Here is a 15,223-nt window from a genome sequence, read left to right as displayed (position 1 = left end):
ACTGTCCATCTTGTCTTACCAATAAGGGTTTTGTTTCAGGTGTTCATTAACGACCACATCATAATTATTCAGTGGCCACAAATAATCGCGTACACTGAATGAAGGTATAATGACCGGAACAGGTCGATAATAATCCGTTGCAGTTTCTCCTTGCACGCTCCATCCTTGTAACGGTCGTCCCAATACCCCCTGCAATTCTTTCCAGCGCCTTAAGTCCCAGCCGCTTTGCCCTTCAAAAGCCAGTTCGATGCGACGTTCCTGGCGAATGATTTGACGCATGCCGTCTTTGTTAGTTGCTTTCTGCGGACTTCGTGCGTAAGCAGACCAGGCCTCCCGTACCCCCGCCAGGCCAGCCCGATGCCGCACGCGATCTATATATTCATACACTTCTTCGGTTGGACTGCTCTCGACTTCGTTCAACGCTTCGGCATACAGCAGATAAAGCCCTGCCAACCGCATCATCGGTATACGAAAACCTTCTGCCGAGAAATTCACATCCATAACCGACAGGTAATTCGTTAATTTTTTAGGCCAATATCCTGTGATATTGGTAGCATTCAAGCTTTTCGGTCCGGCAATAGCCGGCAAACCGCGGGCTTGTACGTGATAAGCGGTCTCCTCATCTACCTGTCCATTGCCAAACCAGATGCCTCCATCAAATCCTAAGGCAGCATAAAAGCGGCGTTCACGATCAAAATGCGCTTTCACCGTCTCATATCCTTGTTTAATATAATGTTGATTTGCTTCGTTACCTACCGCTACCGAAAAACGGTTGGCATAATCCCACGAGACATCTTCGTTGATCGGCACCCCATTACGGGTATAGAACAATTCTGTTGTAACAAAAGGTACTGCCCAGTTGCTCGGATAGCTGTTTGACATACCGACGGCATTCATTGTCAGTTTCGGAATGGTGTAGCCTTGATAATCGAACCCATGGTTCAATGACCAAATCAATTCCGGATTCTCCTCCCATCGTTGGGTAAGGATATTCTGCAGAATAAGAACCTCCTTCAATTCGTCCGAAACATTGCGAATACCGTTTACCGGTAATATATCATATAGTCGTAAGCCCTGTGCCTCACATTCCTCAATAGCTTCCTTGCAAGCATCGGCTGCTAATCGCCATTTCTGCGGATCGTATGCCGATGGGAACAACTCCCTTCCGTCTTTATCTTGATACCCGATATAGTCCGGATTTCCGTTAAATAATGGACTAGCTGCCCATACAAGCATTTCGGCTTTAACAGCCATGGCGATAAATTTGGTGATACGACCAAATTCCTGTGCTCTATTCTCGATAATCGGCGGTAAATCCGGTATCGCCTCATCCATCAAGGATACGACATACGTAAAGGATTCATCTAGCGTAGCGCGTTTACGTTTGGTTAGTTCGATGCTCACGTCAACAGGATTGTTTTCGTCTATCAGAATAATTGGTCCGTACATCCGGATCAAATAATAATGATAGTAGGCTTTTAGAAATTTTGTTTCCGCAATCCATCGCCGTTTTTCAGCTTCTCTTAGATCGATTGGCTGATCAATATTTTCCAACATGATATTGCAACGGCGAATAGCCTTGTACATATTGCCCCACTGCGAAAGCACCGGACTACTGCTATTCTGCGTCCCCCGGATCAGATTGAAACCTGATGCGTTAAAAAACTGTGTTTCCAATATCGGATAAACCACCTCGGCAGATGTCGTAAATCCGGGATTGTATATTACATCCGAGAGGCGCTGCATAGTTGAATAACAGCCAAATAAATAATTTTCGGCTTCGTTACGGTTGCGAAAGGCATATTCTAACGTTCCCACGTTATCTGGCACAATGTCGAGATAGTTGCAGGAAGACACTGTCATTCCCATGATGAACAGGTATATATATCGAAATATTCTTTTCATGACTTTTTGATTTACAAATTCACATTTAGCCCCATATTAAACACTTTTTGTATCGGATAGGCAAATCCATTTCCACCCTGTTCGGGATCCCACAATTTGAACGGACTAAACGTAAACAAGTTGAGCCCGTTGAAGTAGATCCTACAGTTCTTTAGCTTTAACCGATCAGAGACAGATTGAGGTAAACTATATCCAATTTCCAATGATTTCAGACGGATAAAGCTACCATCACGCATCCACCAGGTACTCGATTGTAAATTATTGGCAATAGATGGAACATTCACGCCCATCCTCGGATATTGGGCGTACAGATCCTGATTTTCTTCCGACCAGTGGCTCTCCGCAAATGCCTGTAAGACCTGGGTATTACCATAGATGTATTGTTCAGGACTTTGTACAAAAGGACTTACCTTCCATGGATCGATGAAAAGCGATGTACGCGTCTGTCCTTGAAAAAATGCAGAGAGATCAAAACCTTTGTAGCCTGTCGAGAACCCAAAGCCATAAACAACTTCAGGAACCGTAGGATAGCCCATAAAGACCATATCAAGGTCATCGATACGCCCGTCGCCATTCATGTCCCGATACTTAATGTCCCCTCCTTGCGGTAAGATACCCTGGATAGTATTTCCCGACGCATCTTGTACATTCATTACTTGCCTCGGTGAATTACGGACCTCCTCATCGTCTACAAACAACCGTTCGGCAATAAATCCATACTGGCGGTTAATGGGCTGACCCATAAAATGTCGCCACTCCTCCGCAAAATTTGGCTCCTCTATATACGTATACCGGTTGGTAGAAAAAGTAAAATTACCGCGAAACGATGTCCACCAGCCGTTACTAAAGCTCTTACTATAATCTGCCGAGAGATCGATCCCTTTCGAATCTACTTCACCTAAATTTGTACTGACCGAAGCTTCCAATCCTTCGCTAGATGGTATAAATCGTTCCCGAAGAATATCATAACGATGATTTTTATAAACTTCTGCAATGATATTCAGTTTGTCGAAAAGCGTCGCCTCTACCCCTACATTACTCATCCGCGACGTTTCCCAACTGATGTTTCGATTCTCATAGCTCTTAATCTCCACCCCTTTTCGCTCATAACTATTATTGATACCGAACTGTGACCAGTGCGGACCATTGGCCAATTCTACATTAGATAGATAGAAAAATCGTTGAGATCCGATCGCATCATTACCGACCAAACCATGGCTACCCCGTATTTTTAGTTTATTCACCCAACCCTCGGTATTCCAAAAATCTTCGTTGGATATTACCCACGACGCTCCGATAGTCGGAAAAAAGCCAAAACGGTGCTCTTTTGAAAAACGTTCCGATCCATTGTATCCAAAATTGAACTCGCTGAAATATTTATTTTTGAACGAATACGTTAGTCTTCCCGCAAGCCCTAAATTGCGATAGGGTAACGAATTATGTAAATCACTGGCACTGGAATGAACCGTCTGTTGCAGCGTACCAATCAGGGTGGAGCTGACCGTGTGATTTTCATCCAACGCTTTATTATAGTCTAAAGCGGTCTGCAAATACACAAATGTATTGGCATTGGGTTCGCTGCGGCTATAACCCAAGTATTCCGTCGCTACATTATAACCGGTAGGTTGCGGATTAAGCCACAATAGGGAATATGCCCCTGTCTCTTCATCGTACGTGTTGATATTGTAGTAAAACGGACTGTAGGCGAGTTGAGAATCGAAATACGAATAACGGTTAGTATTAAACAGACTTCGGAATTTTAGTCCCTCTGTAATAAAGTCAAAATTTTGGTTCAGCTCCAACTGGGCAGACATCCGAGATTGTGAATAGCGCTTCTGTCCGCGCAACATCTGCGCATAAGGGTTATTATAAAGAATCTGGTTGCTGGCTGTACCACCCGCCGTGCCATTATTACCAAACAAGATATGTTTTGCGTTCAGTGTGGCTTCGTCGGGTTCGTAGTATGCCGGAAACAACACGGGGCTGGTATGCATGGCGACATTGTATAAATCTGAAGCAAATGATCCGTCAACGGTAATTGGCCCTCTGTACTCGTTGAAATTTCCAGATAGCCGGACCACCAATTCCGTTGTTTTGATTAAGTTGACATTCACATTCGACCGAATCTGATAATTTTTAAAGTTAAGGCTGTTATCGTTATTGTTCCGCGGGTCCGTTTTCAATACGCCGAAATCTTGGTTGTAGGTACCAGCAACGTAGTATCTAGCCACGTTTCCTCCACCGCTAACACTGAGGTTGTTGCGCTGGGTCATCGCTCGTTTCTTGAAGAGCATATCCAGCCAATCAACAGCGGGATATACATAAGGATTACTACCCGGATCGCCATTGATCGTAGCCTGCGTATTCCTAATTTTCGTAGGCGAGAACGGTAATGGCAATTCTGGATCTCGGGTGAGCGATGCCTCGTTATACAGGCGCATATATTCCATAGGCTCGATCAAGTCCAGTGTCCGGTTAGATTGGGAACTGGAGAGTTCCGTCCGAAAATTAATAGAAGCTTTACCTTCCTTTCCTTCTTTTGTCGTCACCAGAATCACCCCATTGGCACCGCGTGCACCATAGAGTGCTGTTGCATTGGCATCTTTGAGAATAACAAAACTCTCGATATCATCTACGTTCAGCCGTGCAAGGTCGTCTGTCGAGAGTTCTACATTGTCTATTAAGATAAGTGGTTGTTGCCGATAGCCAAAGGTTGTTACGCCACGGATAAAAAATTGGGAATTATCCTGCCCCGGTTGGCCTGAGCGTTGGAAACCGATAACGCCGGCTATTTGTCCGGCCATGGCATTCGTCAGATTACTTGCCGGGATCCGCAGTTCGCCGGGCTTCACCGAAGCGACCGATCCAACAACCGCTTCGCGCCGTTGTCGTTGTCCAAAGGCCGTTACCACCACTTCTTCTATACCTTCTCCACTTTCCGCAAGATGCACAATTAGTTCCTTTCCACCTTCGGGAACTTGTATCTCTTCCGTTTGGTAACCAACGAATGAAAAAATCAGGATATCGTCCTCTTCTTGCAACTCCAAAATAAAGCGACCGTTCTGATCCGTTCTTGTTTCCCTCCCGGCTGTCATTTTGGATTTAATGCTAACTCCTTCCAAGGCCTTTTCCAAAGAGTCAAGCACAGAACCCGAGACAATAATCTTATCCTGCTGCCCCAACACCTGGGATGGAGACGCCTGAAACAAGACAAGCAAACAAAAACACGATACATAATAATAAATAGGTTTCATAGTTTTAAAATTCTGTAGTCAGCATATGGTTTATTAACTGGGTTATTTATTACAATCAAATTTAGAGCATAGGAGAAGCTTTAGGATGCATAATTTCATGCTATTGATGGATTATATTATCTCCTAAAAAGGAATTGCCCGAGCTATTTTCATCCGTTAGGAATAGCTTGGGCAATAACGAAATAAGAGTGACGACAGGCGCGGTACTTGTTACTTTTGCATTAATTGTAACCGGGGTTTTGATCTTCTTCCGTGAATGCGTCGTTCGTTTTAATCTCCGTATCGGGGATAGGATAACGTTTGTGAAAATCCTGTATGGTTCCCGACTCTTTTGCCCATTTGTTACGTTCTTTGACCAGCGTCACAAACTGACCGGTACGCAAGAGGTCGATACGACGCCAACCTTCAAAACATAACTCGCGCATGCGTTCATCCATAATTTTGGCCCGGAAATCGTCAGGAGACAGGGCGCCCCACTTCTTATCTTCCGGAAGCGTGCCTCCCCATGCTCTCGTACGGATCTCGTCATTTACAATGTTGATTGCTTCAGCGGTCTGTCCTAACTCGTTCAAACATTCCGCGTGTAAAAGCAAGACATCTGCGTATCGTATGACAGCGAAATTTTTACCCGAATTCCACATATTGTTAATTCCAAGACCCGAAAGAATGTCGGTCCGAGGATCTTCATATTTTTTAATATGTGGATCCAATTCGTCGGTTGTTCCGGTCCACTGCGTTTTTGACAAGTCTGGGGTGACATGTTGAAAAGATCCATCGGAACTGTATCGGTTGGTGTAATACGTGAAGTCCTCCCGCAGTGCTTCCCCTTTACGGGTGTCTCCGTCTTCCCAAACACCGCCTTCCTCCACAGCTTGATACGCAAAAGGGGTAGGAAGAAGAAAGTCATAGCCAGAAAAAGAACATGATTGGCTAAACCAAGAGTCGGCAGCGCGTGAACCGGTATCAAACTGCCAAAAATTACAATCGGGATACACATTATTGAATTGCAGTTCAAACAAAGATTCTGTCGTGTTTGGGTTATCATAGCGGAACAAGTCACTATAATTATCCAGCAATCGGTATCGTCCCATATCAATTATTTGCTTAAAGCAGTCGTCTGCTTTCGAAAAATCACGTAGGTTGGTCGATTCGGGAGCAGCCATATATGCCTTCCCCAACATGGCCAATGCAGCGCCTTTTGTAGCACGTTGCGGTTCGCCATCGTACGATTCGGGTAGATTGTTTGCCGCCGTGGTGAAATCATCGATAATATATTGCCATACGACATCCAAGGGTTGACGCCCAAGTCCGAGTTCGTCTGTCCTGTTCATATCAACAACCGGGATCTCGCCCCAGAGCATGCTCAATTCGAACATTAACAAACCCCGTATAAAACAGGCCTCTCCTGTTAATTTCATAGCGCGTTCGGGATCTTCCGTGGTTATGCTTAGCGCATAAATGGCTTTTGCAGCCGAGACGACGGCAGGCCAACGATTGTTCCAGATACTGGCCACCTGTGTGGATGTCGCATTTAATTGCCCATTGTATTTATCCATACCTGCCTGATCACCGGAAGAAATCAACTGATAATTACCCTGTTGTGTTTCATCCGTTCCCAAGTAAGGCATTAGTCCGTTACGTCCTTCTTTACATCCACGATAGCTATCGTACAACCCGAGAACCAACGGCTGTACGTTTTCGATCTTTTCAAAAACCTGCTCTTCTGTAAGTGATCCCGTAGGCTCTACAGACAGGAAATTCGAACAAGAAGATGTGCTGAGTATGAATGCATAGCTTAACACACCTATTGCGCTATATTTATATATCTTTTTCATCGATTTATTTGTTCTTTAATTGTGCTGAAGCTATCCTATTTATTCATACCCCTGTGGATTGAATAAATAGGATGGTTTCATCGCTTTATTTGTTTTTTAAACTATTTTAATACTATCCCTAAAACGCCATGTTTATACCGAATGTCCACATACGTGTGGGTGGATACCAGTCGCCCATTTCGGGATCATACCCTTTATAATTTGTCAGACAGAATAGGTTGGAACCGGTCGCATAAACACGTAGATTGGAGAATTTAGCCGCATGGAGAACTTGATTTGGGAAGTTATAAGCCACGGTTAGGGCAGACAGCCGAAGGAATGATGCATCCTGCACGGTGAAATCCATTTGACTCGCATTATAACGGTTATAGTCAAAACCGGCCAATACCCGTGGAAGCGGGGCACCCGTATTCTCTGGTGTCCAACGATCTAACAAATCAATAGAAGCCACACTTGACCCACTGCTGGTAACTAAGGACTCATACCATGGACTCAGTTTTTTCGCGCCGTAAGAATAACTAAACACCGCATTCATAGAGAGATTTTTCCACTTGAAATCCGAGGAGAACCCGCCATAAAATTTGGGATCGGTAGCCCCTATAACAACACGGTCATTCTGATCGATTTGCCCGTCCTCATTTATATCCAGTGGATAGAGGTCTCCCGGATTGACGTTATAACCGTTCCAATTAATCTGATTTAAACGAGCCATATCGACAGACTGCGCTATGCCTCCCGTTCTCCACAGATATAGTGTATTACGTGATTCGCCTAGGAATAAGTTGCCTTCTTTCTGAATGTTACGGTCTCCATCTACGTTATAAACCACACCGGTATTTCCATAAAGTTGTGTTACCTTATTTTTATCCATGGACAAGGTCGCCGCAAAATTCCACTCGAAATCTTCTGTCCGCCATAGATTAGCGTTCAAAGAAAACTCCAAACCTTTATTCTCAATAGCGCCGATATTCTCAATTGTGGTCGAATAGCCGGTAGTCGTAGCGAGGGAGTGGCTCATCAGCAAATCTTTGTTTTTGATCAAAAACGCGTCCACCGACAATTGGAAACGATTCTGCAGGAACCCCATGTCTACGCCTAGGTTCCACTGTTGCTGCTTTTCCCAACTTATATTGGGTGTGCCCCGGCGTCCGTTAGATGCGAATGAATAGGTGTAACCCGTCTCTGCAGTACCGGTATAACTAACGTTATATAAAGATAGATAAGCAAAATCATCGATATTTTGATTACCGACGATGCCAAACCCCGTACGTAGCTTCAATTGATCAAAGAAATGCTGCTCCTTCATAAAATCTTCTTCCGTTATGTTCCATGCAGCCGATAATGAGGGGAATATACCCCACTGGTTTCCACTCGCAAATTTGGAAGAACCGTCGTAACGACCCGTAGCCGTCAATAAATATCTGTCGTCATAGGTATAATTTACGCGGGCGATATAGGAAAGCAACGTATGTTCTGACCATCCTGAACTCAAACCGCGTTGGTCTTTCTTATAACCCGACTGCAAACTATGATATCCAAACAAATTAGATCCATATCCCATAGCGCTCCCGTTTATATAGCTATACTTTGTCTGGGTAGCACTTGTACCCACCATAGCGTTCAACTTGTGGCGGTCATTAAACGTCGTTGCATATGAAATCGTATTATCCCACTGCCATACCGTACGTGTATCCCGGTTATCACTCGCTTGTCCTTGTGTGCCATAGCGTTCCGATTCGTAAATATCGTTGGGCGTGTACTGATTGTCTTGTTTCTGCGCGTAATCAACAGAAAACGTCGAGCGTAGATTCAATCCTTCTATCGGGTTAATATTAACATAGTTAGAAGTAAGCAACCGATTATAAACCAGATCGTGGTCGACCCGCAACGAACGCAGTGGATTGAAGTTATTCTGGTCAAAAATGCCCTGCCAGTTTAACGTTTCCAACTCATCCGAAACGGCTAGCATGGGATTAGCCAAACGTGCACGGTTCATGATACCATCATCAACCAATGTATTGTTGGTGCGGGTATAAGAAGTATTGGTACTAACCTTCAGCCAAGGTTTGATCTGTTGGTCCGCATTGATACGTCCGCTGTACTTTTCTTGTTCCGATTTTTTAATGACTCCTTTGTGGTCTGTATAACCGAAGCTGATATAATAGGATCCTCTGTCGTCTGCGTTGGACATGCTCACAACATGATTTTGCTGTCTGCCCGTACGGCTCACCGCATCCAACCAATTGTAATTTTCATTATTATTATAGGCCGTAAACTCGTAATCGGCAAAGACGGTATTAGACCCCATGATAATATCATTAATATAGGTATTCACATCACCGTCCGGATTGGTCTGCTGATAGCCATTGCTATAGGCTTCTTTACGAAGCTCAAACAATTGGTGCGTGTTCATCGTCTTCGGTGTGTTAGCATAGGTCTGAAAACCCATCCACCCGTCGTACGTCACGCGTCCTTCACCTCTCCTGCCTTTTTTGGTGGTAATGACGACAACGCCATTCGATCCGCGCGAACCATAAAGTGCCGTGGCAGAGGCGTCTTTCAGCACCTCAATGGAGGCCACATCATTCAGGTTTACGGCATTGAAGCCGGAAAATGAGTTGTCCATGACCATACCATCTACCACATAGATAGGGTCAGTAGAGCCGTTAATGGTATTGATACCGCGAATCTTGATAGAAGCATCGTCTGTCGGGCGAGTCGGGTTGGCGATGAAAACACCTGCGACACGACCTTGAATGGCTTGGTTAATATTGGTTACCGGTCTTTCTTCCAAAACTTTACTGCCCACACTACTAACGGCTCCAGTGAGGTCACTTTTCTTAAATGCAGCACCAACCACGACCACCTCGTCAAGCTGATAATCATGCGATGCAAGCGTTACATGCATCGTTGCGTTGATAACGGAAATTTCCTTCGCCTCATAGCCCATAAAGGTAAAAATCAGCGTGCTTCCCTTTGCCGCCGTGATGGAATAGCGCCCCTGCTCGTCAGATAATGTGCCTGTAGAGCTGCCTTTCACAGCCACAGACACCCCCACAAGGGGTTCTTTGGTCTGTGCATCGGTGATGCTTCCCACAACGTTTACATCCTGAGCAATGACAGTACCCCCGGATATAATAAACAGCAGCAGCATGAGCGCTATTTTTAAGTTAGAATTAACGTTTATAAAATTGTTCATACAGTTAGTGGTTTAAAATAAATAGGTACGAAATAAAATGTTAGCGCGACGCTATTCTACAAACTGGATAATAAATCCTCCTTTTGGCGCCATGGTATACGACCAGTCTGCCGTGATGGGATAGGTCTCTGTTTTAAATTCCATTAACGGATCTTCACCCTCGGTAATGACGCTGAACTTCGAAAAGCCTTTACCATATTTTGCCAAATCCAATTTAACGGACATTTCCTGATCACCACCATTAATACCGACGATATAAGCTTTTGCCCCTTCCCGGCGAGAAAGTATAATAGCTTTACCGGGCTCTGCCACAATACATTCGGTTTTATCCCAAGTGGCGGGCATCTCTTTAAATAAATGCTTCACCGCTACCGGAAGCCCATCAAACACCTGTTTAGAATCTGCAAAATGAATAATTCCGGACGTATAGATCATGGCTGTTGCCAGCTCATGGACAGCGGTGTTGACCCGCGGATATTGCCGCATCGTTAAGGCAAACGGCGTATAATCTGTAGGTCCAGCTACATTTCGGGTAAAAGGTAACACGGTATTTTGCTCCGCTGCTTTTTCCGGAAACCTCGGCTCGTAAAAATAGCTTTCTGTTCCCAGTACGGATTCTGCCGTCATAAAATTAGGCCAAGTTCTATGCCAACCCCTGGGCATGGTGGAACCGTGCAAGTTGATCATGAGTTTTTCGTTAGCCGCGTCTTCAAAAACCGACTGTAATGCGGCCATGACTTCTTGCCTATCTGAGCACCAAAAGTCTATTTTAACCGCTTTAACTCCCATATCGGCCAATTCCCTGAATCTCTTTTTTCGGCTTTCGGAATCAAAATAAGAAGCAGAATATCCCCAAACCATCGGTTTAATCCCTTTTGCAATAGCATGATCAATGATACCGCCCTCCTGGTTTGCTTTTTCCCAACCCGCATCAAAGAGCGTATATTCAAAACCAAAGGTATCGGCAAGATCGGTAAATTCTTTATAGATTGCCGGTGAATGATCATCGGGGTGCGACCACCATGACCAAGAGGCCTTCCCCGGCTCAATCCAGGAAGTATCTTCAATTTTGGATGCTGGCGCTAAATCTGTAATTAAGGTTGACAGTAAGATGTCACCGGCCTGATCTCCAATAATAATAGCCCGCCACGGCATTGCCCATGGAAGATTGGATGTGGGGTAAGCGTTTTCTTTTTCTTCTAAGGGGAGCGTGTATCGTTCATCTTCTTTTGCAAAAGCGACTTTATAGAGCCCACCTTCCGAATCAGCCTGTAGATGACACCCTGAGAACATACCATCATGGCCTGTTTCCGCAATAAGAATCCAGTTTTTCTGATCATTTACATGAAAGAGAGCCGGCATGCACCACCCCACAGAAGGATTACGGGCACCCTGAATCGAGTCTCCCGAATTTACATTCAAGTAAAAATCTTCATAACCTGGCGTGTATTGTCCAGCACTGTTATAGGGCTGCAACCAAGCTTTTGCATCTCGTTCAATATGAAAGCCCGTCTTTTCATCTTTTACTATTCGCGGTTGTCCGCCCTCATCGGGGAATCGATACCGGAATGCGACTCCTTCTTCCCCTGCGATCAGATCAATGATCATAGACGCATCGGCGCTGTTTTTAAACGTTATACTTCTACCATTAAAAACATGATCGATATTTTTATAATGACCGACCTTTAAGTCGTACGTTTCTCTTCTTTCTTCCATAGACGAAATTTCAGCGATTGATAATCCCGATGTGAAGTTCTGATCGTCGCAATAAAGCCCCAAGGGAGAGTCGGAGATTAGTATACTGTCGCGGCGCGTTACGTTGTAAAATAGTTCTCCATTCTCATTTAGCGACAACGTAATTTTATTTAACCCGTTTTTGGATGCCACATAAGGAGATTTCTTTGTGATATTACAACTGGCAAATAAAAAAACCATCCCAATGCTAACTAAAACCAAGTGTACTTCAATTAATTTATTTTTCATCGATATTTTCTTAAAATTTTTGTGAATAATAGAGTCTGGATGTTAGGCCTCCGTCTACCAGGAAGTCGGCCCCGGTTACATTTCGGCTTTTATCACTCGCCAAAAAAGACACCATATGTGCAATGTCGGTTGGTGTGGATATATTACCTAACGCGTGCAGCGCATGTATCTCTTGCTCTAGCGCTTGTGGATTCTCTTTTTCGGTTAACCAGTTTTGATAATGGTGCGTATCGGTAAACCCCGGACAAATACTGTTCACACGGATTCCATATTGTCCCAAACTAATGGCCATACTACGTGTCATAGCGTTGATACCTCCTTTTGCCGCGGCATATACTTCTGTATCTGGTAACGTACGATAGGCATGATTGGATGAAATATTGATAATACATCCCTTTGTTTTATGGGCAATCATATTTTGCGCAGCATATTTGCTGCAGAGAAAGACACCTTTTAAATCCGTGTCGATAACCCTGTTCCAGTCTTCCAATGTCGTCTCAATCAGTGGCTTGAAAATAGTTATCCCGGCATTGTTAACCAAAACATCCACTTTTCCCACTTCCGTCTGCGTCGTACGCAACATACGTTGTACACTTTGCCCGTCGCTCACATCGGTCTGGATGTGTTTTGCCCAATAACCCGCCGCTGTCAGGTCTTGTTCTACCTGATAACCCTCGGCATCTTCTTTGGTTGCGATAATGACCTTCGCACCTTGTTCGGCCATCAGTTTGGCGATGCCTTTCCCTATTCCATTGCCGGCACCGGTTACAATGACTATTTTGTTCTTAAAGTCGCTCATATTGTCTATCAAAAAATAGTGTTTATCTTGTATCGTTCCAATGTCTTACTGTCGGTTCCAGGAACTGCTCCATAGCAGATAACTGGAAAAGATGACACACGAATATTTCCGGACTTAGCGTTCATCATAACGACGGTTTATTTTATGATGCTAAGTTAGACCCTTTGACAATCACCTACATGCAGAATATGAGCTTATTAATGGATTTTATTATTATTATCTTGTTCTAGACTAGCACGGTAAGAAGAAGGAGACACCCCCATATGTTCTTTAAATAGGCGGGAAAAGTAATATTGGTCTTCAAATCCCAGATCATAGGAAATTAATGAAATTCTTTTATCGGAAAATTGTAAAAGGTAGCAAGCCTTTTGCACTTTCAAATGGTTGAGATACTCGATTGGAGAATATCCCGTTCGATGCTTAAATACCTTACTAAAATGCGAGACCGATAGATTCACGTGCGATGCTATTTCCTGTAAACCTATTCGATTTCCGATGTTTATTTTTAGAAATTCTATAGCGAGTTCGATGACATCGGTGCCATCGACATTCTTATCTCTGGCAATTTCTGGATACAAGTACTCGCAGAAAAAATAGGGCAATGTCAGGTTAATATATTCCAGTATTTCCCGGCTATATCCTTTCGACAGTAATTTACAAAAACGGTTGAAAATACGATACACCTCGCCATCGAAAGCCAGTACGTTTTTACGCTCTTGGATGCGTTGGAATATTTTCTGAATAAAATCGTCCGATGGTCTTCCAATAAAATGCATCCAATATATCGTCCACGGATTCGTATTATCAGCTTGATACGCGTGCATGTGGTGGGCAGGAATCAGGATATACCGATTGGCTTCCAATTCAAAAGCTTCGTGACCAATACGCACTACACCACGTCCATTGACACAATGCAGCAAAATGTGTTCTTCTGAACCCTCCGGTCGATAACAATAATGATGTCTGGCTTTTGGATAATAGCCAATATCGGTAATATACAGGGCGTCTGGCCTCCCTTTCCGTATGTTTTCCGCTAGAATTACCGGAGGTACAACAATACGCATCTCCCCATCAAATCCTTCAAGTTTACTTTTTGCTTCCATTGGTCTCAAATTAATTACATAAGAATATAATCCATCTTAATGAACAATAATTCTATCATAATACACCTATTCTCTACCTAAATTTGTGCGGTTGGCAGTTGTAACCTTCTTTTAACGAAACGAGTAGTCAATTGTAAATGAAGTTCAAAGTAAAAGCATTTTTTTGAGGAATGAAAAGACTTGTGATAAAAAATAAACAAAATATGCATGTCGAGGTCCTAGACTGGGGTTGTCGCATTATTGCGCTTAAGGTGCCGGACAAGTCGGGGAGACTCATTGATGCGGTCTTGAATTATCCGAATCTAGCCGATTATAAAAATGATCCTTATTATGTCGGCGGAACAGTAGGAAGGTACGCCAATCGCATTGCACAGGGTCGTTTCACACTGGAGCAACTGCCCATACAATTGACGACTAACGAAAAGATAGAAAAAAACCATCTACATGGTGGCGAGATTGGATTTGATAAACGGTATTGGAATGTGGTCGACATAACGGACAATGCGATTGAGATGACATTGACCAGTTTGCATGGAGAAGAAGGATATCCCGGGATGCTAATCGCGAATACACGTTATGAACTTTCGGACGACAACGAACTGACGATTAAATATACCGCAAAATCAACGCAGACAACGATCGCCAACATCACCAACCACAGCTATTTCAACCTATCGGACGAACAACTTTCTATAGATGGGCATGAAATCAAAGTGGAAGCAAATTTTTACACTCCACTAGACCTTTACCATTTACCTAAGTATCCTTTTAAGGAAAAAGTAGATAATACAGTATTTGATTTACGCCAATTTAAAGACGTTGGTCACATTAAAGATGTGATCTGCAACGCCAACTATTGTATAGAAAAGAAAGAAGGAAATCAGGTGCAAAGGGTGGCAACGATTTTACATATAGAAACAGGGCGTCAATTGACAATATTCTCTGATTACCCCAGTTTACAAGTATATTTTGGTAATTATCTGACGGGTAAGCTACTCCCTTTTCAGGGATTGTGCTGTGAACCTCACTTCGCTCCTAATTCCCCTAATATTATAACGTATCCATCCGCTATATTAAAGCCCGGCGAGGAATATTGTCACGTCATTCGCTATCAATTTGAGAATTTTTAATTTATTTGTTTATTT

Annotated in this window: 8 protein-coding genes; 1 reads left to right on the top strand and 7 read right to left on the bottom strand. The window is 43.6% G+C overall.

Translation table 11 applies throughout. The features are described 5' to 3' along the window. Positions 1-15: 15 nt before the first annotated feature. The 7 genes from H8B17_RS02745 to H8B17_RS02715 form a co-directional block, all read right to left on the bottom strand. Positions 16-1,905 (bottom strand): RagB/SusD family nutrient uptake outer membrane protein, encoded by a 1,890-nt coding sequence (locus H8B17_RS02745; protein WP_190307625.1) that lies wholly within the window; start codon positions 1,903-1,905, stop codon positions 16-18. Positions 1,906-1,916: 11 nt separating this feature from the next. Further along, on the bottom strand, positions 1,917-5,159 hold the full coding sequence (locus H8B17_RS02740) for a SusC/RagA family TonB-linked outer membrane protein (RefSeq protein ID WP_190307624.1): 3,243 nt from the start codon (positions 5,157-5,159) through the stop codon (positions 1,917-1,919). 221 nt (positions 5,160-5,380) lie between these two features. Further along, complete coding sequence (locus H8B17_RS02735) at positions 5,381-6,994, bottom strand: RagB/SusD family nutrient uptake outer membrane protein (protein WP_190307623.1); 1,614 nt, start codon at positions 6,992-6,994, stop codon at positions 5,381-5,383. Positions 6,995-7,112: 118 nt separating this feature from the next. Next, positions 7,113-10,193: a SusC/RagA family TonB-linked outer membrane protein gene (locus tag H8B17_RS02730; protein ID WP_190307622.1), complete on the bottom strand. Its 3,081-nt coding sequence runs from the start codon at positions 10,191-10,193 to the stop codon at positions 7,113-7,115. A 51-nt stretch (positions 10,194-10,244) separates the two neighbouring features. After that, the gene (locus H8B17_RS02725) at positions 10,245-12,176 is read right to left on the bottom strand and encodes a glycoside hydrolase family 97 protein (RefSeq protein WP_190307621.1); all 1,932 of its coding nucleotides are present in this window, start codon (positions 12,174-12,176) and stop codon (positions 10,245-10,247) included. A gap of 10 nt (positions 12,177-12,186) precedes the next feature. Next, the gene (locus H8B17_RS02720) at positions 12,187-12,975 is read right to left on the bottom strand and encodes an SDR family NAD(P)-dependent oxidoreductase (RefSeq protein WP_190307620.1); all 789 of its coding nucleotides are present in this window, start codon (positions 12,973-12,975) and stop codon (positions 12,187-12,189) included. Between the two features lie 197 nt (positions 12,976-13,172). Beyond that, entirely contained in the window at positions 13,173-14,078 is a 906-nt protein-coding gene (locus H8B17_RS02715; protein WP_190307619.1) for a helix-turn-helix domain-containing protein, read from the bottom strand. A 170-nt stretch (positions 14,079-14,248) separates the two neighbouring features. Between H8B17_RS02715 and H8B17_RS02710 the strand changes: the two genes are divergently transcribed. After that, positions 14,249-15,208 (top strand): aldose epimerase family protein, encoded by a 960-nt coding sequence (locus H8B17_RS02710; protein ID WP_190307618.1) that lies wholly within the window; start codon positions 14,249-14,251, stop codon positions 15,206-15,208. Positions 15,209-15,223: the final 15 nt, after the last annotated feature.

It is taken from the genome of Sphingobacterium arenae, from assembly GCF_014692505.1.
GTDB lineage: Bacteria > Bacteroidota > Bacteroidia > Sphingobacteriales > Sphingobacteriaceae > Sphingobacterium > Sphingobacterium arenae.
The sequence above is the reverse complement of the archived record's forward strand: the minus strand, read 5'-3'. Positions and strand labels throughout refer to the sequence as shown.

Excerpts from the sequence above, each read along its gene's own strand:
- H8B17_RS02720 (WP_190307620.1), bottom strand. The coding sequence starts at position 12,975 with ATGAGCGACTTTAAGAACAAAATAGTCATTGTAACCGGTGCCGGCAAT.
- H8B17_RS02715 (WP_190307619.1), bottom strand. The coding sequence starts at position 14,078 with ATGGAAGCAAAAAGTAAACTTGAAGGATTTGATGGGGAGATGCGTATT.
- H8B17_RS02710 (WP_190307618.1), top strand. The coding sequence starts at position 14,249 with ATGAAAAGACTTGTGATAAAAAATAAACAAAATATGCATGTCGAGGTC.
- H8B17_RS02725 (WP_190307621.1), bottom strand. The coding sequence starts at position 12,176 with ATGAAAAATAAATTAATTGAAGTACACTTGGTTTTAGTTAGCATTGGG.
- H8B17_RS02745 (WP_190307625.1), bottom strand. The coding sequence starts at position 1,905 with ATGAAAAGAATATTTCGATATATATACCTGTTCATCATGGGAATGACA.
- H8B17_RS02735 (WP_190307623.1), bottom strand. The coding sequence starts at position 6,994 with ATGAAAAAGATATATAAATATAGCGCAATAGGTGTGTTAAGCTATGCA.
- H8B17_RS02730 (WP_190307622.1), bottom strand. The coding sequence starts at position 10,193 with ATGAACAATTTTATAAACGTTAATTCTAACTTAAAAATAGCGCTCATG.
- H8B17_RS02740 (WP_190307624.1), bottom strand. The coding sequence starts at position 5,159 with ATGAAACCTATTTATTATTATGTATCGTGTTTTTGTTTGCTTGTCTTG.